The organism is Paenibacillus sp. VT-400 (assembly GCF_001029205.1).
Lineage (GTDB): Bacteria > Bacillota > Bacilli > Paenibacillales > Paenibacillaceae > Paenibacillus > Paenibacillus amylolyticus.
Genome location: NZ_LELF01000067.1, coordinates 2,744,792 through 2,766,580 on the forward strand (window position 1 = coordinate 2,744,792; position 21,789 = coordinate 2,766,580).

At 41.6% G+C, this 21,789-nt stretch carries 17 protein-coding genes and 2 pseudogenes; 13 read left to right on the forward strand and 6 right to left on the reverse strand.

The genetic code is table 11. From position 1 onward, the window contains the following. Positions 1 to 94: 94 nt before the first annotated feature. The 6 genes and pseudogenes from EL84_RS22680 (at position 95) to EL84_RS22705 (ending at position 7,510) form a co-directional block, all read left to right on the forward strand. Positions 95 to 748, forward strand: a complete 654-nt coding sequence (locus tag EL84_RS22680) for a GntR family transcriptional regulator (protein WP_047844352.1) — start codon at positions 95 to 97, stop codon at positions 746 to 748. Positions 749 to 1,074: 326 nt separating this feature from the next. After that, a complete protein-coding gene (locus tag EL84_RS22685) occupies positions 1,075 to 2,361 on the forward strand; it encodes a diguanylate cyclase domain-containing protein (protein ID WP_053061573.1) in 1,287 nt (428 codons plus the stop codon). A gap of 461 nt (positions 2,362 to 2,822) precedes the next feature. Then, positions 2,823 to 4,297: pseudogene (locus EL84_RS22690) on the forward strand (spore germination protein). Positions 4,298 to 4,300: 3 nt separating this feature from the next. Next, positions 4,301 to 5,395 (forward strand): GerAB/ArcD/ProY family transporter, encoded by a 1,095-nt coding sequence (locus tag EL84_RS22695; RefSeq protein ID WP_047843221.1) that lies wholly within the window; start codon positions 4,301 to 4,303, stop codon positions 5,393 to 5,395. After that, entirely contained in the window at positions 5,392 to 6,519 is a 1,128-nt protein-coding gene (locus tag EL84_RS22700) for a Ger(x)C family spore germination C-terminal domain-containing protein (RefSeq protein WP_047843222.1), read from the forward strand. Before EL84_RS22695 ends, EL84_RS22700 begins: the two co-directional genes overlap by 4 nt. Positions 6,520 to 6,676: 157 nt before the next feature. After that, a complete protein-coding gene (locus tag EL84_RS22705) occupies positions 6,677 to 7,510 on the forward strand; it encodes an SPL family radical SAM protein (RefSeq protein ID WP_047843223.1) in 834 nt (277 codons plus the stop codon). Between the two features lie 196 nt (positions 7,511 to 7,706). Here EL84_RS22705 and EL84_RS22710 read toward each other — a convergent pair whose 3' ends face one another. Beyond that, positions 7,707 to 8,063 (reverse strand): winged helix-turn-helix transcriptional regulator, encoded by a 357-nt coding sequence (locus tag EL84_RS22710; protein ID WP_036613919.1) that lies wholly within the window; start codon positions 8,061 to 8,063, stop codon positions 7,707 to 7,709. A 357-nt stretch (positions 8,064 to 8,420) separates the two neighbouring features. Here EL84_RS22710 and EL84_RS22720 point away from each other — a divergent pair, with 357 nt between their 5' ends. After that, positions 8,421 to 8,840 (forward strand): ester cyclase, encoded by a 420-nt coding sequence (locus EL84_RS22720; protein ID WP_036613917.1) that lies wholly within the window; start codon positions 8,421 to 8,423, stop codon positions 8,838 to 8,840. 82 nt (positions 8,841 to 8,922) lie between these two features. On the opposite strand, the gene EL84_RS22725 is transcribed toward EL84_RS22720, so the two are convergent. Continuing rightward, the gene (locus tag EL84_RS22725; protein ID WP_047843225.1) at positions 8,923 to 10,233 is read right to left on the reverse strand and encodes an amidohydrolase family protein; all 1,311 of its coding nucleotides are present in this window, start codon (positions 10,231 to 10,233) and stop codon (positions 8,923 to 8,925) included. Between the two features lie 166 nt (positions 10,234 to 10,399). On the opposite strand from EL84_RS22725, the gene EL84_RS22730 reads away from it, so the two are divergent. Further along, positions 10,400 to 10,828 (forward strand): MarR family winged helix-turn-helix transcriptional regulator, encoded by a 429-nt coding sequence (locus EL84_RS22730; protein ID WP_047843226.1) that lies wholly within the window; start codon positions 10,400 to 10,402, stop codon positions 10,826 to 10,828. 354 nt (positions 10,829 to 11,182) lie between these two features. Here the strand turns inward: EL84_RS22730 and EL84_RS22735 are convergent, their stop codons facing one another. The 4 genes from EL84_RS22735 to EL84_RS22750 all read right to left on the reverse strand — a co-directional run bounded on the left by EL84_RS22735 (position 11,183) and on the right by EL84_RS22750 (position 14,877). Beyond that, the gene (locus tag EL84_RS22735) at positions 11,183 to 12,601 is read right to left on the reverse strand and encodes an MFS transporter (protein WP_047843227.1); all 1,419 of its coding nucleotides are present in this window, start codon (positions 12,599 to 12,601) and stop codon (positions 11,183 to 11,185) included. A gap of 83 nt (positions 12,602 to 12,684) precedes the next feature. Further along, complete coding sequence (locus tag EL84_RS22740; RefSeq protein ID WP_047843228.1) at positions 12,685 to 13,275, reverse strand: TetR/AcrR family transcriptional regulator; 591 nt, start codon at positions 13,273 to 13,275, stop codon at positions 12,685 to 12,687. Between the two features lie 261 nt (positions 13,276 to 13,536). After that, complete coding sequence (locus EL84_RS22745) at positions 13,537 to 14,013, reverse strand: nuclear transport factor 2 family protein (protein ID WP_047843229.1); 477 nt, start codon at positions 14,011 to 14,013, stop codon at positions 13,537 to 13,539. 480 nt (positions 14,014 to 14,493) lie between these two features. Then, the gene (locus EL84_RS22750; protein ID WP_047843230.1) at positions 14,494 to 14,877 is read right to left on the reverse strand and encodes a RidA family protein; all 384 of its coding nucleotides are present in this window, start codon (positions 14,875 to 14,877) and stop codon (positions 14,494 to 14,496) included. Positions 14,878 to 15,228: 351 nt separating this feature from the next. Here EL84_RS22750 and EL84_RS22755 point away from each other — a divergent pair, with 351 nt between their 5' ends. The 5 genes and pseudogenes from EL84_RS22755 (at position 15,229) to EL84_RS22775 (ending at position 21,742) form a co-directional block, all read left to right on the forward strand. Further along, on the forward strand, positions 15,229 to 17,172 hold the full coding sequence (locus tag EL84_RS22755) for a DUF4832 domain-containing protein (protein ID WP_047843231.1): 1,944 nt from the start codon (positions 15,229 to 15,231) through the stop codon (positions 17,170 to 17,172). A gap of 332 nt (positions 17,173 to 17,504) precedes the next feature. After that, positions 17,505 to 18,407 carry an NAD(P)/FAD-dependent oxidoreductase gene (locus EL84_RS22760; RefSeq protein WP_047843232.1) on the forward strand — a complete coding sequence of 301 codons (903 nt, stop codon included), beginning with the start codon at positions 17,505 to 17,507 and terminating at the stop codon, positions 18,405 to 18,407. Between the two features lie 89 nt (positions 18,408 to 18,496). Next, positions 18,497 to 18,898: an Rrf2 family transcriptional regulator gene (locus EL84_RS22765; RefSeq protein ID WP_047843233.1), complete on the forward strand. Its 402-nt coding sequence runs from the start codon at positions 18,497 to 18,499 to the stop codon at positions 18,896 to 18,898. 65 nt (positions 18,899 to 18,963) lie between these two features. Further along, positions 18,964 to 20,420: pseudogene (locus tag EL84_RS22770) on the forward strand (DHA2 family efflux MFS transporter permease subunit). Between the two features lie 122 nt (positions 20,421 to 20,542). Next, the gene (locus tag EL84_RS22775) at positions 20,543 to 21,742 is read left to right on the forward strand and encodes an epoxide hydrolase family protein (RefSeq protein WP_047843234.1); all 1,200 of its coding nucleotides are present in this window, start codon (positions 20,543 to 20,545) and stop codon (positions 21,740 to 21,742) included. Positions 21,743 to 21,789: the final 47 nt, after the last annotated feature.

The following is a 21,789-nucleotide window of genomic DNA, read 5'->3' on the forward strand; positions in this document are numbered from 1 at the left end:
TAACTTCTCCTAAGACTGGTAATATAGGATGAAATGTGTAGATTGCATTAAAATTCAAATGAAGTCCTCATCAATGAGAGAAAGGGATTATGATATGAACAAAATATCGCTTGTCGATACAGCATATATGATGCTTCGTGAGCGAATGGTTTGCGGTGAATTAATGCCCGAAACCCTGCTTTCAGAGAACGAATTGGCGGAGGAGTATCAAATGAGCCGTACACCAATCCGTCATGCCATTGCTCGCCTTGAATCAGAAGGTTATGTGACTTCTCTCAAAAATCGTGGTGTATTGGTCAAGGATGTAGGGGGTAAGGAATTTCTTGATCTGATTGAACAGATTCAATCCATGCTTTTTTACTCTTTCGAAATGATGAAAAACCCGAACCGAGAGATCTACTTAAATCTTGAATCACTTGCAGCTCATGTTGAGGTCCAGCGGACCGCCGAGAAAAGGAATGACTATGCCTTATACACCGAACATCATTTTCTTTTCATGCGCGAGATCGTTGAATCCTTGAACAATGGTGTAATGCTGAACACATTTGACTCCTTTCGGGATAAACTTTACATGTACTCCATCGTCCGCTTCAAGCGAACTCCGCATATCAAACATTACAGTGCGATTGGAATTAATCGGGACACGCTGCACGCTTTATCCAGTAATGATTATAAGGCAGCTCAAGAGGTTGTGTTATCCCTCATTCCTATAACCAGAGAACGTATGCTTGTTACAGGACAATTTTAATTTTGAAGTTAGTGGGTTGAGTGCTATCGTCAATTCTGCTGAACCAAAAAGCGGCTGCCTTAACGGGCAGCTTATTTTGTAAGGGCGGACGATACGGACGCCAATCTTTTTAAAAGCATCACTCGATTACCCATTATTGTACATATAACAACCAAAGTCTTTCCTTATGGATCGGCTTTTTTTATATTCGAGGAATTGAAGTGATCAGCAGCAGAAAATGTGTAATTGGATAATTTTAGTAATATTAAATAAAAACAAAATTTGCTAAAATATTGTATAGTTATTCTACAAATTTAGCCATTTTAGCGGAGGATTGATCGGGAAGCATGAAAGAGTTTTTGAGCGAGCAGTCCATTGAGGCATTTAGATCAATCATAAATCACAACCCAGATGCCACTTTTATCGTTTCGAACGAAGGAACGATCGTAGAAGTAAATGAAGGGGTTACAGAGTGTTTAGGATTTCAAAAGAAAGAAATCATGGGTTCATCCTACAAAGATCTCTTTTGTCAACATCAGCTTGATTTGAACAGTCAATATTTTTCGGAAGTCTTAAAGGGTGCATCCTGTCAATATGTTGCCGAAGCCCATCATAAAAATGGAGAAATTGTTTATTTGCAAATTAAGCAAGTTCCTTTGTTTTTTGAAGGTAAGGTAAACGGGATCTTTGGAGTAGCTAAAAACATTACTGAGTACAGGCATCTGCTTAAGGCTTTGAAAGAAAGCGAAGAGCGCTATCGACTCTTAGCCGACAACTCCCTTGATCTGATCCAGTTGATCAACCTGGATGGCATTGTGGAGTATGCCTCTCCTTCTCATAAAATGGTGCTTGGCTTCGATCCAAAAGAATATATAGGTAAATGGGTATTCTACCAACCTAATGGAGATGTGGACGATAAGTTTCGTACAGTATTTATGAGTATGTTGCTTTTGAGAAAGCCCTTTACCTATGAAATAAAGCGACAGCATGAACAGGGCTATCCTGTATGGCTGGAGATAAAAGGGACACCCATGTTCAACGAGGACGGTGATTTTAAAAACATGATGCTCGTGGGAAGAGAAATTACAGAGCGGAAAAAGTACCAAGTTCAATTGGAACAATTAAGTTATCATGATGCACTTACCGGTGCCCCTAACCGGAGATATCTTAATAAAATGCTCGGCGATGCTTTAAGTGCAGCAACGACAAGCGCTGGCCAGCTAGCCGTCATGTTTGCGGATCTAGACAATTTTAAACAGATCAATGATACATTAGGTCATGATGCGGGGGATGAATTGCTACGGCAATTTGTAAAGCGAGCAGGATCTTGTCTTCAAGAACACGATGTCCTGGCCAGAATGGGTGGTGACGAATTCGTCTTTGTACTTCCTCATGTCAAATCCTCCTCAGAACTTAGCCTTTTGGCGGAAAACATCTTAGAAACATTGCAGCTCCCTTGGATACTCGGTGGGAAGGAGCTCTATACAACTTCAAGTATCGGCATTGCCTTTTATGAAGAAGACGATTCAGTAAAAGAACTGCTTCAGAAAGCAGATGCAGCACTTTATCTTGCCAAGGCGGAAGGCAAAAATACATATCGCATCTACTCATTCCGTGACTTGTCAATGCGCTGATTCAATCGAAAGTGATGGCGCTGTTTGTTGTATTCAAATTCTCTACTACGAAAAGACGATGATCTAACAACAGCGGTTAATAATATGGATTCAACATGACAATACAAATATCTCCATTAGTAGAAAGTCAATTTACTAAGAATCTTCTTCAACTATCCTTTTTCAGCTGACGGGTAGGTTAACATAACAGCAAGAAAAAGCACTTCTAAATACAGAACTCTTAGAGAGTTTTAAGGAGCAGCCCGCGCGGGCTGCTTTCTTGTATGTGTACTTATGATTAATGCAGAAGTGCAGGATAGAAGGGAGTACGACGGTATCTTTACTCCTATGATGATGTAACTGTTTTTCGGAAACGGAATGATTGCACGTAAATACCTTTCGAATGAACAACCCGCCATGTATATCAAGGAGAATAATCGTCATAATAAGGAAATGTTGCTCTAAGAAGGGAGGTAAGGGTAGTGAATGAACAATCTGCCACGAACACAAATGAGGAGAATATCACCGAAAGTTTGAACGAATCCTTGGGTAGAATTGAAGATATCTTTACAAATACTCCCGACTTAATCATCCGAAAGTTAAGCATAAAACAGACCGGAGAACTAGCCGCTATAATCTATATGGAAGAATTGACAGATAAAGCGTCACTTAATCAAAATGTGCTTGCTCCGCTTCAACTAGAAACCGGAAATTCTTCCGGAGATTTCATTACAACAGTGGGTTATGTAAAACCTCACGCCAAGTGGGAAGAGCTCAGACTTTCCATCATACTCGGCTACAGCGTGTTATTTATTGAAGGAAGAAGTACTGCATACGCATTAGATACAAAAGGATTCCCGCAACGCGCTATTGAGGATCCTCAGCAGGAGCCCTCACTGAAAGGGGCGCATCAAGGATTTATAGAGACAGGTTCTCAAAATATAGCCATGATCCGTCGTTATATTGCGGACAAAGAGTTAAAGGTGAAGCGGTATATTGTTGGGCAGCGGGGACAAACGCCAGTATCTTTGCTTTATTTGGAAGATGTGACTCAGCCAGATATCATTAAAGCGCTGGAAGAACGGATTCAATCCATTGATGTGGATGCCATCATTAACACTGGAGAATTGGCTGAATTTATTGAGGACCAACCACTTGCGTTACTTCCCCAAATGATTACGACAGAGAGAAAATACTGCAAGGCCGTTGTGTCGTTGTAGTCGATGGTTCGCCAAGTGTTCTGGTTGCGCCAGCTACGTTCATGTCTTTTTTTCAGACGGTTGATGATTACAGTTCCCGATGGTCCATTTCGTCATTCCTCAGAATATTGCGCATTTTTGCCTTTTTCATCGCTATTTTTTTGCCTGGAATTTTTATAGCCGTCATTTCGTTTCATTTTGAGATTATACCTTTGAAACTCCTATTAACGCTTGGTGAGTCACGAGGGCAAGTTCCGTTCCCGCCATTTGTAGAGGCGATTATTATGGAAATAACACTTGAGATGTTAAGGGAAGCGGGAGTTCGCCTTCCAGCTCCAGTAGGACAAACAGTAGGAATCGTAGGTGGTATTGTCATTGGACAGGCAGTTGTGGAGGCAGGGTTGATCAGCAATGTAATGGTTATCGTGGTGGCTTTTACAGCTATTTCATCTTTTATTATTCCCAATCAAGACATGATGGCAGCTGTACGCATCATGCGGTTCATGATGATGATACTAGCTACCTGGTTCGGGTTTGTTGGACTGGTCGTGGGCATGATGAGCTTCATCGGTCGACTAATAACATTAAACTCACTCGGTACCTCCTATAGCACACCTATAGCCCCATTTAGGGCCATGGATTGGAAGGATACCTTACTGCGGGTACCGTTGTGGATGATGAACAACCGCCCCGCAAGCACGAATTCACGTCAGTCAAAAAGACAGGGGAAAAGCAGAGGATGGAAGGAGAATAAATAGAACATGAAGTCATTACGCCCGGTAACGATGCTTCAATTCATTCTTATTATTTCTTCTTTCCAAATCAGCGTTGCTTTTTTGTCTATTCCCAGAGAGCTGGCGAGGCATGCGGGGACAGATGGCTGGATGGTCATTTTCTTGGGCTGGGGGCTGGCAACGTTAGCTTCCTTAGCGATCGTCAAGTTGATGAAATATAGTCCAAACAGTTCAATACTTGAATTGATTCAGCGTTATATCGGCGTGTGGGCAGCAAAATTAGCTGCTTTAATATTTATGTCCTATTATTTGCTTCTGGCGTATGACGGTTATATGATTGCTTCACTTGTCATTAAATTATGGTTATTGCCAAGCACGTATATTTATATTCTAGTCCTGCTACTGCTCATCCCCACATTTCAGATTGCGCAGCATGGCTTTCAGGCCATCGGGCGGTACAGCGAAATGGTCACCATACTCTCCATTTGGATTCCGTTCATTTATGTGTCTACGCTAAGTCGTGCCCATTGGCTCTATTTATTGCCCATCTTTAAAGAGGGATGGTTCCCAGTTCTTTCATCTATCCAATTTATGATCTATCCGATGCTCGGCATCGGCCTGGTTTTGTTTCTCTATCCCCAACTAGTAAACAAAGAAAAAGCATTGCCTGCCATGATCATCTCCAACACGCTCACTTGCATCGTTTACTTGGGAATCACCCTGATTTGTTACGTGTACTTTAGTCCTGATGAGATCGGGGAGTATAACGACCCCGTGATTAGCATTATGAAGTCCATTGAGTTTCAGTTTATTGAGCGCGTAGAAGTGGTATTTATCGCATTTTATCTGTTCGTGTTCTCTTGCATATGGATTCCCTCCATGTATCTTGTCTCGAGGTGCTCCGCGTCGCTGGTAGGAAAAGGTCAGGAAAAATACCATCTTGCAGTGTGGTGTATTGTCATTGAGATTAGCTTTTTCCTCTATCGGCCCAGCTTTATCGAATCTGCCCAAGTAAACTACGCACTCAATTACATTGGATTTATGATGGAGTTTGTTCTGCCTGCGGGCGTTCTTCTGTATGTAGCAATCCGTAAAAAGATGGGAGGGGGGCAACGCACATGAGCTGGGTCGGGAAATTTATTATCTCGGGTGTGTCCTGTATTTTACTGGTTGCACTCGCAGGTTGCGTCAATGACAAAACCAATTTAGAAGACGCAACGGTTCCTTTGGCTCTTGGATTGGATGTCGAAGATAAAAAGCTCCATTATTATATATCTGCCCCTGTATTCAGTAAGGACATTCAAAAGAAAAGCCGCGAAGGGGGAGGAATAGCAGAAGGTTTAAGACAGTCGAGAAATCAGCAGGATGCCCAATTTCCCGGTTCGCTTGCGGGACGTAATTTTCAAGTCGTCATTGTAGGGAAACAATTGCTTCAATATAAGGATTGGTTTAAAGTACTTGATGTCATGTTCCGCGATCCTCGCAATACGATTACCGACCGCATCATTGCTTTTGACGGTCCTATTGCGGATATTTTTAATTTTCAAGCCAAAGATCAGCCACCGTTACCTTTATTTATAAAAGCGATTGTCGATTCAGGAAGCAGAAGTTCAGCTACAGTAAAAACAACCGCGCAGGAGCTACATAGACAATTGTATGATCGAGCGATGACGCCTTCCATCTCCGAAATCAAGATCGAAAATAATAAAATCATGCTAAAAGGAACAACTCTTTTATCCCGAAAAGGGGAGTACAGAACTTCCCTGACCTATCAGGAGACTTCACTTCTTCACATTTTGAAAAATGAAGCTGAACCAGGGGTCACTCTCACTTTTCCTGTTGATGATTTACAACAAACCTTGCCATTTAACATCGACAAAGTGAGTTTTTCTTTAGGTGACATATCGGTAAAAACGAAATCCTCTCATGAAAAAGGCAGATTTCAATTCAACATTAAAGTGAAGTCGATCGTAAGCATAACTGAAAAGTTTCTTGAATTTGAGCTTTTGGGAAATTCCGAGGAAATGGCAAATAAATTAAGCCAGGAAATGAAAAAAAACATGGAGGCGCTTATTAAAAAGTGCCAGAACTTTAATATCGATCCTTTCGGGTATGGTTTTTATGCCAGGGCATATCAGTATCCCTTATACAAGGAAGCACAGGCCGACTGGGGGAAAGAGCTTTCCCGAGCACATTTTGATGTGGAAGTTGATCTTCGAATCGGCTCCACTGGAGCAGTAGAATAATCGAGTTGAAACGGTTGTTTTGTTGTTAACACCCAATAGTTACATTCTGGTTCCTATCTAATCAAAAGGTGCCTACTTTTCAAGTAGCATGAGAAATTTTAAGATAAAACGCAAGAGGAGAAGTGGGCATAAAAGTAATTGAGGGGATGGTAGCGTCATGCCAATTGAAATCAAAGACATTGTGTCTAAGAAAATATTAAGTGAAGTAAAAGGTTATCTAGATATTGGTTTTACTCATTCACTAAATCCCTATACGGGTTGTGCATTTGCTTGCGAATACTGTTACGTCAGAGAAATGCCTATTCAAAAGTTTAAGGATATTCCTTGGGGATCGTGGGTGGATGTTAAGAAAAATGCAGCAGAAAACTATCTAAGGGAAGTCTCTCTTCTAAGACGTAAAAATAAACCCATAAGTATATTCATGTCATCAGCCACAGATCCTTATCAACCTGTAGAGCAGAGGGCAAACATTACAAGAAGCCTATTGGAAGAAATGGATAAAAACCCACCAGATTCACTTCAAATTCAAACTAGAAGCCCGCTGGTTGCCAGAGACCTTGATATACTGCTGAAATTAAAGGAAAAATGTAGAATTATGGTTTCAATGACAATCGAGACAGATCGCGAAGACGTGAAACGAATTTTTTCGCCCTATGCTCCTGGAATAGATTTACGAGTTAAAGCCTTGAAAAAGATAAATGATGCAGGGATACATACACAAGTATCTATTTCCCCTGTGCTACCTTTTTCACCTAATTTCGCTAACATGTTACAAGACATAACTGATCGAATTTGGATTGATACGCTATTGATTGGTGATGGTCAAATGGGGATGAGATCTAAGCGGTTAGGGATGCCACAATTATTTGAGGCGAACGGCTGGGAGAAATGGTACGAGAAAAGAATTCATCTGAAAGTCGAAAAATATTTTAAGGCAAGGTTTCCATCTGAAATTATTCATGTATCCAAAAACAGTGCATATCCATTTTGATTTTAAATAGCCATTCATTTAATGAGGATCTTGCCCGTTTTTTCTTCATGCAATAGAAATATTGCAGAAACTGATGTTCGAAGATCAACTCTCTCATACGAGTTAATGGAGGACGTATGAGTCCTCCATTGATTTAACTTGAAGATGTAGAGGGATTCATTCTATTTTGAAATGACCGTGGAGTAACAATTTGACATCATTCACTCTGATGAATATCGTTTGGAAGTTCATCATTGAGTTTCTGGTACCCGAGCCCCCATGTTTCCATAGAGAATATAATTGGCTTCAGTGAATTTCCTAAATCACTTAAGCTGTATTCGACTCTCGGAGGGACTTCTGCAAAAACAGTACGAATGACAATTCCGTCCTCTTCCATTGAACGTAAATTTTCAGTGAGAACCTTTTGACTGATCTCCGGGATACTTTTACGAAGTTCTCCGAATCGATGAGTTCCCTTCAAAAGATCCCTCATAACCAATAACTTCCACTTGTTACCTATCAATCCAACTGTCGTTGCGACGGGACACAACGGCAACTCTTTTTTTGAAATCACTACATTATCACCTCCAATAGTTACTATTAGGTTCCTATATAACAAAAAGGTGCCTACTTTCAAAATCAATACATTGCTTATATTATAATTCTGTCGATGAAAAATCAAATGAAAGGAGGGGAGTTTGCAAGAGAGTTTATGCAACTGAGTGACTATTTTTTGAATCATATGTTAACGTTCTTGAATTCTTGGAGACAGCATTTAGAGATCAGTTTATTGGCTCTGCAACCTAAAGATAAAATAATAGTTACAAAAAGGTTCCTATGCAACATTAAGGTGCCTACTTACCAATTATCTAAAGTAGAGATAAAATTTTAATGAAGGCATATGCTCACGAAAATAGAAAGGGGTTTAAATATGACGATTACAGAAAACAAACAATTGATGTATCGTTTCACGAACTTCATTAATACGGCAAGCAAGGAACTTGCTGAAGAATTGATTTCTCCAGATGCTGTTTTTTATGTACCTATGCAAAAAGAACCAATGAATGGTCCAAGTGGTTATCTCTCCATAATTCATATGATGAGATCTGGTTTTTCCGATATACAATGGACTGTTAAGGAGCTGGTAGCAGAAGAGGAACTAATAGCAGCTCATTTTGTCATGAAGGGCACACAAGACGGAGAGTTTCTCGGGTTTCCACCAACGAGCAAAAAAATCGAAGTAAATGCAATGAATATTTATCGGATCTCTAATGGCCAAATTATTGAAGAGTATGGTCAACCCGATATGCTTGGCTTGCTTCAACAAATAGGGGCAATTCCAAAAGCATAATTAGATTAAAGTAGAAGAGGGACTGCATTTTGCACTCCCTCTTCTTAGTGATTTTACAATTAGGAAATATAAACTACTAGTTTTAGCCTAGTTTTTGCGAACCATTGAACCACACGGATTGGATTGACAAGGTATCTGAAATATTAGTGATCGGATCACCGTTTATGAGAATAAGATCAGCACGTGCACCTTCGGTAATCCGGCCACGATCTTGTAGACCAAAGCAACGGGCCGGTTTGGAAGTAGCCGACTGAAGAGCTTCGATCGGAGTGAACCCAGCCTTCACCAGCAGCTGCATTTCGTGATGAACACTGGCCCCATGAGCAAGACCACCAAGGTTCGGAACGGGAACCGGTGCGACATCCGTCCCTACAAGAATATCAACTCCGGCACGGTGAAGATCCATCACATTTTTAAAGCTGTTCTCCATATTGCCTTGTGGGAATGTATTGAAGCTTGAGTTCAAGATATCGATCCAATCAGGACTTAATTTGGAATGAACTCGTGGATCATTAGCCAATTCTGATGCCGGATTACCTATAATCGATGAATTCAACACCAAGCACGGTGTAACAAAAGCTCCAGAATCAGCTATGGATTTGACCAATTCGGACGTGTACTCGGGTCTGTCGATAAACAAGTGGCCCAAACCGTCGACTCCAAAATCGATGGCTGCTTTCGATGAAAGAGCCGTCAAGACGTGGGCAATGACCAACTTATCGAACTTGTGGGCTTCAGTAACAGCTGTTTTTAGAATCTCGTCACTTAGAACAGGCAGGCCAGGTGCACCCATGACCGTTCCCTCTTCAATCATGATCTTAATATAGTCAGATCCATTCTCCACTTGAGTATGCACATGTTTGATCGCTTCTTCAACCGTCGTCACTTGAGGTATTTCGTCGTGATCGTGAGCGTAGGCGGCCAACATTGCTTCCCGGTCTTCCTCCGACAACTTCTCTAGTTCCTTTAATACGAATTCAGGTATTTCATCTCCATCAGGCAGCAATTCATCTGGGTGCCCACCAGGAGCGGTAATCGCTGTCCCAGCAGATCGAACGTCTGCGATGTCATCCACATTTTTTAGCTGAATTTCGCGCCCTCTTTTCGTAAAATCGCCGTTCATTTCAAGTTCTGTTGTAACACCGAATTTTAAGGCATCTCGTAATCCACCAATGGAGGTATGGACATGTGCATCAATCAGACCAGGTATTAATGTCGCATTTTCTCCATCGATAATTGTTGCATCGCTTGGGATGTCTCCGCCCACTGAAATAATGGAAACCCCTTTAATGACAATATGTCTGGGAGCAATAATTTGATATCCATCAAAGATTCGTACATTTGTAATCGCCGTAATTTCTTCAGACCCAGCATTCTGATTTAATTTCTCCATCATAAATCCTCCTAATGTGTTTGTGATTCAACACTTCGGAGTATAACTGTTAGATATCTAACAGTCAATAGTCTAACTTTTGTTTGACAAGCCTACTGGGATCACTGTATATTTTAGCTACTTACAATTAGATTCCTAACAATTACAGAGGGGACGATGGACGGTCATGCATTCCCGAGAAGATACGCCTTATATGGAATTGTTTCAAATTATCGGTCTTAAGTTAAAGAAAAGAGCGGATGAGAGTATAAAAGAGCTAGGATTAAGTTCTCAACAAGGAAAAGTAATTGATTATATTTATGAGAATCAAGATAATCATATTATTCAAAAGGATCTTGCAGATCGGTTTCATCTGCGTGGGGCAAGCGTTACAAGCATGCTTCAAGGTCTAGAGCAAAAAGGTTTCATCGAACGTAAAATCCCGGCCAATAATGAACGGCAAAAAAATATTTATGTATTACCAAAAGCGGTTGACTTGATTGAAGACTTTAATAACTCTTTTCAAAAAGTGGAGGATGAAATCGTTCAAGCCCTTAATGACGAGGAGAAGCAAATCTTAAAGAAATTACTGATCAGAATTAATGAACGCATATGACAGACGGGCAGGCAGAGGTAACTGGGGGCGGCTTTAGAGGCTAGGACCTCGTAACAAAAACAGTTCTCCCACGACTTCCCAAAAGACCATGTTTAGGCTGGTAGAGGCAGTTGACCCCGTATAACAAGCGAAGCTATGGGTTTGGAAACATCGTGGAAAGGACTGTCGAAACGAAAGATAAGGACTGAGAACATAAAACCTGTTGTTGGCGTAGATATCGCTAAAGGTTCAAGTGTGGTTCAGATTTCGAAAACGAAATGAGCCCGTTGGCAAAGCTACAGTCATTGCGCATGTTGCGAGAAAGTAAATAAGTACAGAAATCCTTTAAATAACAAAATGTCTTCAAGGACAAAATTATAGGTCATATTTTTCGTTGATTTCAACTCCTTTAGAATATATTGTTATTTTATTGTTGGATTTACGTCCAAACTGATAATAATAAAGAACTGTCATTACAACGACTACCACGGCTAGAGCCAGCAAAATGTTACTATACACAAAAGCAACATTATCATGTACAAACGGATTTAATTGAATAGTACTTGTTCCACCGTCAAGTATCTTGCCAATGACAGCCGTAGATCCTGCTGCTGCAATAAAGTTAAACATCGATAACAATCCCATACCGATCCCAATTTCATTCTTAGGCAAGGTACGTGAAATGGTGTTTGACATAGCAATTTGCATATAAGATTGACCTAGTACACCTAGTGTGAGGAAAATTTGAATATACGTAGGTGACATCCCCACGACTGAAGAGAGAATAATGAAACCACCAACAAGCAGTGTTGAGGCAGTATACAGTAGAAAAGGATTCCCTTTCTCATCAGCTAATTTTCCGCCCTTACGACCAAGAAACGCTGTAACAAGGGCTGAAGGCAACATTATGAATCCGATTAATGCAGGAGACAGACCATTCACATTCGATAACATGAGTGGTGTCAGGAATGGAATGCCGAAGCCAACCGCGATTAGTACAAATGCAATAACCATCCCCATCGAATATTCTTTATTTCTAAAGATCACGGGATTCACGAAGGGAACGGAAGCATAGCGAATTCGCAGGATAAACAAACCTAAGATGACTAATCCACTTACTAACAACCAGATATTGGATTGTGAAAGTGCCAGTAAGAAAGTGGAGACTGTTCCTGCCAACAGAATACCGCCAATATAATCAATTTTTTCGTTTGTCACTGGCTGATCATCCAAATATTTTCTATAAAAGGGTAACGTGATAAGAGAGAGCAGAGGTATTACAAAGAGAAATTTCCAATTTAAAGCACTCGAGACGAATCCAGCAATAATGGGACCAAGTGCTGATCCAAGAGCAGTCCCGATTGCAGAAGTTCCCAAAGCGTGACCACGGTTCTCAGGAGAAAAAAAACGAACAGGAATTATCATGGCTAACGCCGGTATTACAGCCGCACCAGCAGCTTGCAAGATCCTCGCAACGATGATCATCCAATACTTTGTTGCCACCACACCCACAATGGACCCAGCCGCGAGAAGTAAGAGACCAAACGTAATTAAAGCTTTAATACTAAATTTATCTGATAATTTCCCATAGGTTACTGTACCAATGGCATACACAATCAAGTAACCTGAGACAATCCAAGTTACTTGTGATGCGGTGAGTTCAAATTCCTTGCTGATTACCGGCAATACCACATTAAACATCGTTCCGTTCATAACTGAAATAATAAGCGTGAAGACTAGAACACGGAGTAAAAGTTGGCCTGTTTTATCTGTTGTAGCAGCGTTGCTGTTCATTTAATTTTCCTCGATTCTTTATATGCTATGAATAATTAAACAAATGACCGTCAGTGCTCACTGTCACATTATCGAGAAAAAAACTAGGGAGTTAAGGCCCTAGAGAATAGCCATACAAACTCTTTAATAATATCTTCTAAAGAGAGAGCTGGAAAATAAGTTCCTGCATTCAGATTATTTATAAATGTACCATAATTCAGTGACATAAATGAAAAAGCTTGTAGTTCAGGATTCGTTTCAATCAATTTTCCTTTATCATACATAGTTTTAAAATAATTGGTCAAAACCTCCATCAGTTGACGAGGATGTTTTATTGTTCGTTCCCTGAAACCAGGTAAATTATCTTCTTCTTTCAAGCTAATCATAATCATTTTTCGATTACGATTCATAATTTCATGATAAGTTTTACAGATCAATGTTAAGTCCGTTTGTAGGTCCCAAACTAGCCTTTCATTAAATATCTTGGCCATTTCTTCTGAATAGTGATAATGGTCGAAGGCTGTTTCTAACAAGTTTTGTTTCGTTCCAAATTGCCGAAACAATGTTTTTTCACTTAAACCAGCAGAAGTAGCAATTTCTTGAGTTGTTACACTGCTATAGCCTTTTTTTGAGATTAAGTCAATGGCAGCCGTCATTAATTTTTCCCTACTGCTTAATTTTGTATTGTTAGACATCTTCATTCCTCTTTTCTAATCATGTCAGTAATCACTGTCATCATTGTTATAGTAGCTAAAGTACATAACAATGTCAAATAAAATTAGAGACGTTAGAACCATTGGGAAATAAACATGGTACCATCACCTCTTTCAGGAAATGGTACCATGTTTATTACAATAAATTATAATGAAAATGCATTGATGGTCCGACGTCGTTCGTCGCTCTTCGTGCTAGCATCAGCGGAGGGCATAGGCATCAGCTAAAAACATGGCTTCCCCTCAGCTCCCAAAAGTCACACTGTGGTCATCAGGATCGGACTGCACGTCGTGGGGGGTGAGCGCCTCGATCGCTACTAGTGGGTTCCAGTAGTCCAAGTAGTGGGTGATGAGCGCGTCGTCATTGGTCCGAACGACGGAGATGCAAGTCTGCTCGTACGGCTTGCCGGTCGGCAGCGCCGTTCCCGTCGAGCGGAATTCGGCGATCACCAGATTCGGATCGACCGTCTCGTGGAATACCAGGTCGACGAACTCCACGTCAAAGGTCTTGGGAAAGTTACTCATGTGAGCAAACAGTGCGTCTCGGCCCGTAACCCGTTGGGGGACGCCGGCCGGCGCGTACGGGAACTCGAGCACAGCGTCCGGGGCAAACAGCTTCAACCATTCGTCGACGCGTCCTGCTGCGGTAAGGCGCAGGTGCTCGGTCAGGGTGTGCTGTGCAGCGGTGCGGCGTGTGTTATCGTCTTTTTTCAATGTCATGTCATGTTCACTCCTTGGTTAGTGGTTGGTATTCGACTGATCAAAACTTACTTAATTTAAACTATTTTCTTCATCCGTATTGCGTCATTTTTATCTTTGTTCTGCCAAACCACCACCCTTCAAATTGAAATGACTGTCTGTACTGACTGTCATCATGTGAGTAAAAAAACTAGGGGGTTGAGCCCTAGTGATTATCTGCACATCTTGTAACCTTTTTCCGTGATTAGATCGAGCGTTGCCAACAGCATTTTATTCATTGTTGCTAAAATTTCACTGTTACTTATTCGCTATCCCTCGCCTTAATGACTGTCAGTGGTGACTGTCATCTAAGGTAATATTATCGCAGTTTATATAGAATGTCAAGGCTCAACTCATACAATCATTTTTATAAAGATCCGATATAGCGAATAATGAAATGATTCTCTTTTAAGCATTCAAGAAATATCACATTTAGTGACATATAAAAAAACAGTAATGAAGTTAGTTTGTGTGTGCAACGGCACTGATTTCGATCAACTGCTCAGGTGACGCTAGGTATGTCACACCGATACAGCTGCCCGCAGGCCGGTGTTGTCCCATGTATTCCTTAAACAACCCAATGCACGGCTCGATATGCTCTTGTGCGTTTGTCAGATAAATCTCCACATAAGCGAGGTTCGATTTTGTGATACCAAATTCCGCCAGCACGCGATCGAGATTCTCCAGCGTCTGCCGGGTCTGTGCTTCAATATCGCCCTCACCAACGAATTCACCCTCCGTATTGTGGGAAAATTGTCCCGAAATATAAATGGTGCCGTTGACGCTGTAGCCCTGGCTGATGCCGTGATCCCAAAGATCGTGACTGTAGGTTTTGACTTTATTCATTGTTTTTGACTCCTTTCCTCAAAGTAAGGCTAGTATAAAATAAAAACTTACTTAAACAAAGTACGCACTTTATTGATAGTTACTATCAGAAAGGATAGTGTGTGTATATATAAGTATGTTTAATATAAAGGCGAAAGAAGGGCATGAAACTTACCAAAATAATTAAAACAAGACGACCTCGACGTTCACAGATACAATTTGGATCGGTTGATTATTGATCATATAATAGAATCTTGAGTAAATTATTGACTAAAGGCAGTGAGGTGGAAAAGACGTCTACATAATGTTATTGCAAACTTAATTTAACACTAGCAACAGTAAGTTTATATCAGATATTGGGAGGAATCATTGATGAAAAGAAAATTACTTAAACCGATGGCCATGATATTAACTCTTGGGTTATTCATAGGAGGTCCATTAGCGGTAATGTTTCCTAAAACGTCAGCAGCAGCTGGTACAATCACCGTTAATCTAACTGAAACGCAAGAGGCTTTCAAAAACCCTTTTAAGGGATTTAGACCTACTCGGTTTATGAATGACACCAAATTTCCGAATCATGAATACGGAACGGTGTTTAAGCACTATATCAAATACACGGATTTGGAGAATGCGTCATCGGACTCTGTACAGAAAATCATGGATTGGAGCAATGCAGCTTGGGCCGGGATTGAAAGCCAAAATAAAAAAGTTATTCCTCGCGTTCTCATCGTATATCCGAACGAAGGAGAATTTTGGCCCCAAGGGGTTCCTAGTGGCGACGTGGCTACACGCTGGACAACAAATATATTGAAAGATCGTCTTGCTGCATTTATTCAAAAGCTAGGTCAGGCATGGGATAGCGATCCCCGTGTTGCTTATGTGGAGCTGGGATTGTGGGGGAATTGGGGAGAACATCATATTTATCCGGATCAACTTGCCGATGAGACCGACCGGATTCCGCTCAGCTTCCAGACAGCTTTAGGAGACGCTGCTGAGCAAGCTTTTCAAAATAAGAAAGTTCAAGTACGTTATCCCGATACGTTCCAGAATTATGATTTCGGCCTTCTTTGGGACTCATTCGCATTAATTGATGATTTGGAAGGTGGGGAAGGCATTGTTGCTAGAGATAGCTGGAGAACACAAGTCAACGGCGGCGAGGTTGCTTATGATTGGGGACAGAAACATATCCAGCCTGGCGATTCTCCGGATGATACGTTAAGCGATATAAGACATCGGAATTATGTTATCGATTGGATCAAAAAGACGCATACGACCAGTCTAGGCTGGATTGATCTGTACGATGCCAAAAATTCCGCTGTCTCTCAGGGAGCTGCACTGATGCAGAAGGAACTCGGATATCGATTCGTCATCAATCAAGCGACATTTTCGGAAAACGTGCAGCCTGGTGAGAAAATGAAAGTATCTTTTCAAGTTGTAAACAAAGGTTCTGCCCCGTTCTATTATAAATGGCCCGTTGAAGCCAGCTTGCTGAGAAGTGATCGCTCAGTTGCTTGGAAGGGCATATTCAACAATGAGGATATTCGGAATTGGATGCCAGGTGACGACTGGAACAGTTCTACGCGTCAATATGATCAGACGCCTTCGGATCAGCAAGTTTCCGGGGAATTTGATATCCCTTCCAACCTGCCAGCGGGTACTTACACCTTGGCGCTGTCCATTCTTGATCCTTATGGCAATCGTCCGAGCGCAAGATTTGCCAATACAAATTATTATACCGGCGGCAGGACACCGATTGGAAAAGTCGGCATCGGCATGGATCCTGCTAACCAGAACATCGGGCCTTTCGACAGCTTGAAGTCTGAAAATACACTTTCGTATAGCTTAACTCAAACTCCTTATGACGGCGGTTACAGCAGCGGAACGAGCAGTTTACTCCTGGATGAATTTAAGGACTTAATGAGTTGGCCGGGAAGCAATGGTATTAGCAAATGGACAGGAGCAAACGGGTTTGTAAACGATGCTGGTGTCATTGAATCAGGCGCGTTGAAGCTTCAGTATAACAATAACGGATGGTTTGGCTCTGATATTAAGCAGAACATAGAAAATTATTCAAAGATGGTAATTAAAATCAAAGGTGCACATGGCGGTGAACAACATCATATGCAGCTCTCGATCGGGGGAGTGTCCCAAACACTGGCAGCTTTCAGCGGGGATACGGTAACAACCAGCTTCAAAGAAGTTGAAATTGATTTGGCAGCGAAGGGTATAGATCGTAGCAGCCCAGGACAACTAACGATGACATTCTGGCATGGTGGAAATAGTACAATCTGGATAGATGAGATTCGTTTCGAATAATTAGCTTACCAATGGTAGCTTAATAAAGACAGTTGAAAGCAGTCGATCAATCAATTTAATCGGCTGTTTTTTGTTCAACTAATGAGTAGTTTGACCATAGATATTGGTACAATCGGCACAAGCGATTGAAGTTACAATGACCTGTTTATATGGAATCATGAAAACGATATTTCTGGGTACTTTTATCTGTTTCTTGTACTTCCCCCATCACAAATAGCGTACTCATGCCATCTAGACATTAATAAAAATTTAATTACTTTATTTACAGATATTAAGGGTCTGTGATATGTTGATTAAGGCCCGACAAACAAATTTGAAGGAGGCGAATGAATATGATTTATGATTGTGCCATTATTGGCGGTGGTCCCGCAGGATTGAATGCGGCATTAGTACTGGGTAGAGCCAGACGGAAGGTTGCCCTGCTGGATAACAATCAACCACGCAATGCAGTTACACATGCTTCACACGGATTTCTGACACGGGATGGGATTACACCGTCAGAGTTTCGGCGCATCGCTTATGAAGAGGTCACGAGTTATCCATCTGTAGAACATCACCCACTTACGGTCATGGATATCCAGAAGATACCGGAAGGGTTTCTAATTATGGCAGGAGATCAGATGATACGAGCACGCAAGCTGTTGATTACTACAGGGATGAAGGAAACGGTACCCGATATTCCCGGTTTGAAGGAGTTGTATGGGAAAAGTCTGTTTCATTGCCCCTATTGCGATGGATGGGAACTTAGAGATCGTCCGCTAATTGTTATTGCCGAGAACGAGGGTCTCTTTCACTTGGCAAAGCTGTTATATAACTGGAGTCGTGATCTTGTCATCTGCAGCAACGGGCGCAGTATTCTGACCGATGAACAAAAGCAAAAATTGATTGGCTACAATATCACGGTTTCTGAAAAAAAAGTCGCGGCATTTCATGGCGAAGACGGGATACTGCAAGAAGTCGAATTTGTTGACGGCTCCAAAATTAGACGAACAGGTGGCTTTGTTACTCCGAACTGGCAATCGAATTTTGTGTTTTCTGAGCGGTTAGGCTTGGAGACAAATGCCTTAGGAGGGGTCATTGCCGATGCTACAGGAAAGACGGGGATTACCGGAATATTTGCTGCCGGTGAGGCAGCTTCAGGTGCCCCTTCACAACTTATTGTGGCTGCCGCTGCAGGAAGTGTTGCTGCCGCAAGCCTGAATCTTGAGCTGACCGAAGAAGAATTCAGCCAGTAAAGCGACTTGACCTTTCATAAGCTTGATCCAACGATCAATTTAAAAATAGTATGAATATGTAGATTCTCTAATAAAGAAGGTTGATGAGCTTGAAATACTCAAAAGCTACCGATTATGCGCTTCATACGATGCTTTTTTTGATGGCCGCTACCCCCGACAAGACAATTGGGGTACATCAGCTGGCTGAGAAACAGGGGGTATCTCCTACCTATTTGTCCAAAATTCTGACCAAGCTCGCTAAAGCGGACATGATCGAATCCGCTTCCGGAGCTCATGGGGGATATAGATTAAAGCAAAAATGGGATGAACTATCTTTACTTGATATCGTTCATGCTATTGAAGGTACATCGTCTTTATTTGATTGCAGTTTTGACCATGGACCTGAATGTCCGATTCAGCAAGTCGTTGAAGCCGCAGAGGCCAAAATGGAGCAGCATTTAGGAGAGCAAATGTTGGTCAAACTTGTTATTAAAATGAAGGACAAACTTTAATTTTTTTTGAAATAATTAGATACATAAAGTATCTATAAAATCTATTATGCATAGGAAGTGTACAGATGAATGTGCAAGGATCAGAAGTCGTACAAAATTCAAAAAAAAACTACCAAACAACTCTCATTATGGCAGTCTTCTTGCTTAGTGGTTTTGTCGGACTGTTCAGCGAAACAGCGCTGAATGTCGCCTTAAGCAGCTTGATGGACTTGTTCCAGATTTCAGCTTCCATGGCGCAGTGGCTAACCACTGGTTACTTGTTAACACTGGGCATTTTAGTTCCGTTGTCGGGACTGCTACTGCAATGGTTTTCCACCAGGCAACTGTTTATTTTCTCCTTAAGCTTATCGATAGGCGGTACATTAATTGCCGCCCTTGCCACAGGGTTTGAGGTGCTGTTAATCGGACGAATCATTCAAGCTGCAAGTATGGCCGTGTTGGTGCCATTGATGTTTAATACTATTCTTATTATTTTTCCTCCAGAAAAAAGAGGCGCGGTCATAGGTATTTTGGGTCTTGTGCTGGTTGTAGCACCTGCCACGGGCCCAACGTTGTCGGGAATAATTATCGGAAGCTTGGGGTGGCAGTGGATTTTCTGGTTGTCCCTTCCCATCATCGGAATTTGTCTGCTGCTTGGATTGAGGTTCATCCAAAATGTGTCTACGATTTCCAAACCCAAAATCGATTTTTTGTCTCTTTTCGTTTCTACGGTAGGATTTGGTGGAATTGTATTTGCTTTTAGTGGTGTAGGTGAAGGTGAGGGCGGTTGGGGTAGTGCGATGGTTATATTACCGATGATTGCAGGAATATTGGCTTTGTTGGTATTCGTGTGGCGCCAGAACCGAATAAAGCAGCCGATGTTGAATCTACGTGCACTCAAATACCCCATGTTTTCGATTGGAACACTCATGTTGTTTGTTTGCATGCTTCTCATATTAACTGCCATGGTGGTGCTCCCCATGTACTTGATCAGAGGCTTGGGACTTCATGCCTTAACAGCGGGTTTGGTGCTATTACCTGGAGGCATTCTGCAAGCCATTATGTCCCCGGTAATGGGGAAATTGTTTGATAGATTTGGCCCACGCTGGATTGTTCCTCTGGGCTTGATCGCAATTTCTACGGCTTTGTTATTTCTTAAGGGAATTTCGGAAAGTACCTCGTTAATACTCATTATGATCATGCACACCGGATTGATGGTCGGTATCTGTGCGGTATGGATGCCATCGCAGACCAATGGTCTTAATCAACTGCCTCCGGAACTATACCCGCATGGAAGCGCGATTATGAATACGATTCAGCAGATTGCGGAGCAATCGGTACGGCAGTCGCCATCAGCCTGATATCAGTCGGGAGTCATGCTTTTATGGAAACGGCAATCGACCCGACAAACCCTGTAAATGATTCGTTAGCTCTAATAGCAGGTGTCCAGACTAGCTTTGTTTTTGCGTTTGTGGTTGCTCTTGTCGGCTTGCCTCTTGCTTTCTTCATAAAACGAGTACAAGTAGGTAACCCATCATCCTAATAGATGGAGAGGGAATGGTTGCTATTGTTTAATGCAGACATTTGGGAGGATGCCTGCCACAATGGATCTCATCGATTTTATTGATATGGAATCAATATAGTTTTAATAGGAGGCTTTAAAGGATGAATGATTCAAGGAAACGAGGAACGGAAGTGGCAGATCCAACTTTGGAACAAATTCAATCTTTTCGCATTTCTGTGCCTCAAGCTGATCTTGATGACCTGAAAAATCGTTTAGAACGCACTCGATGGCCAGATGAATTACCTGGAGTGGGATGGGATTACGGTGTACCACTTAATTATGTTAAGGAATTGGTAAACTACTGGAGTAAGAATTACGATTGGCGAAAACATGAAGCTAGACTTAATGAGTTTCCTCAGTTCAACACAACGATAGACGGTGAAAACATACATTTTCTCCACGTTCGTTCTCCTGAGCCCAATGCGTTACCGTTGTTAATGATCCACGGCTGGCCGGGATCGATTGTTGAGTTTCTAAATATTATTGGTCCGTTAACTAACCCTCGGTTCTATGGAGGGAATCCAGAGGATGCTTTTCATCTGGTTGTGCCTTCCATTCCAGGATACGGATTTTCAGGACCGACCCGGCAACCTGGATTGAATATCCAACGTATCGCTCAGATGTTTATAGTGCTTATGGAACGATTAGGATATCAACGTTACGGCGTACAAGGTGGAGATTGGGGTTCATTTATTTCTCAACAAATAGGATTGCTAAACCCTGATCATATTATTGGGATTCACCTTAATATGTTGACGACATTTCCTCCTGAAGATTTTAAAGAGGTAGAGAGTCTGACAAAAGAAGAAAAAGAGCGTTTAGAAAAATTGAGGCATTATGATCTTGAACTATCTGGGTACATGAAAATCCAAGCCACACGTCCACAGACTTTAGCCTATGCTTTAACCGACTCACCTGTTGGTCAACTAGCATGGATTGTTGAAAAATTTAAGGAGTGGACGGACTCTACAAACCTTCCAGAAGAAGCTATCGATCGTGATGATATTCTTACAAATGTCATGCATTATTGGCTAACTGGAACAGCTGGATCTTCAGCACGTCTATATTATGAGACATTATTTAAGTATGATCCTTCAGTGGAAAACAAGGAAATTTCTACAGTACCTACTGGTGTAGCAGTTTTTCAGAAGGATACTATGCTACCGATTCGTCGATTTGCCGAGCGCGATCATAAGATCATTCACTGGTCAGAGTTTAAACGTGGCGGTCACTTTGCAGCCTTAGAACAGCCTGTACTCCTCATGAACGATATAAAAAAGTTTTTTGGCAGTTTTAAATAAACGAAGGTTCTGGTACTAAAAAGTTAAAGCATTGGTTTGGACAACGG

What these genes read in the sequence shown, in the direction of transcription:
- EL84_RS22725 (WP_047843225.1), bottom strand. Translation starts at nt 10,233, where the DNA reads ATGGAGAAATTAAATCAGAATGCTGGGTCTGAAGAAATTACGGCGATT.
- EL84_RS22740 (WP_047843228.1), bottom strand. Translation starts at nt 13,275, where the DNA reads ATGTCTAACAATACAAAATTAAGCAGTAGGGAAAAATTAATGACGGCT.
- EL84_RS22695 (WP_047843221.1), top strand. Translation starts at nt 4,301, where the DNA reads ATGAAGTCATTACGCCCGGTAACGATGCTTCAATTCATTCTTATTATT.
- EL84_RS22705 (WP_047843223.1), top strand. Translation starts at nt 6,677, where the DNA reads ATGCCAATTGAAATCAAAGACATTGTGTCTAAGAAAATATTAAGTGAA.
- EL84_RS22685 (WP_053061573.1), top strand. Translation starts at nt 1,075, where the DNA reads ATGAAAGAGTTTTTGAGCGAGCAGTCCATTGAGGCATTTAGATCAATC.
- EL84_RS22750 (WP_047843230.1), bottom strand. Translation starts at nt 14,877, where the DNA reads ATGAATAAAGTCAAAACCTACAGTCACGATCTTTGGGATCACGGCATC.
- EL84_RS22735 (WP_047843227.1), bottom strand. Translation starts at nt 12,601, where the DNA reads ATGAACAGCAACGCTGCTACAACAGATAAAACAGGCCAACTTTTACTC.
- EL84_RS22680 (WP_047844352.1), top strand. Translation starts at nt 95, where the DNA reads ATGAACAAAATATCGCTTGTCGATACAGCATATATGATGCTTCGTGAG.
- EL84_RS22720 (WP_036613917.1), top strand. Translation starts at nt 8,421, where the DNA reads ATGACGATTACAGAAAACAAACAATTGATGTATCGTTTCACGAACTTC.
- EL84_RS22730 (WP_047843226.1), top strand. Translation starts at nt 10,400, where the DNA reads ATGCATTCCCGAGAAGATACGCCTTATATGGAATTGTTTCAAATTATC.
- EL84_RS22775 (WP_047843234.1), top strand. Translation starts at nt 20,543, where the DNA reads ATGAATGATTCAAGGAAACGAGGAACGGAAGTGGCAGATCCAACTTTG.
- EL84_RS22760 (WP_047843232.1), top strand. Translation starts at nt 17,505, where the DNA reads ATGATTTATGATTGTGCCATTATTGGCGGTGGTCCCGCAGGATTGAAT.
- EL84_RS22745 (WP_047843229.1), bottom strand. Translation starts at nt 14,013, where the DNA reads ATGACATTGAAAAAAGACGATAACACACGCCGCACCGCTGCACAGCAC.
- EL84_RS22700 (WP_047843222.1), top strand. Translation starts at nt 5,392, where the DNA reads ATGAGCTGGGTCGGGAAATTTATTATCTCGGGTGTGTCCTGTATTTTA.
- EL84_RS22755 (WP_047843231.1), top strand. Translation starts at nt 15,229, where the DNA reads ATGAAAAGAAAATTACTTAAACCGATGGCCATGATATTAACTCTTGGG.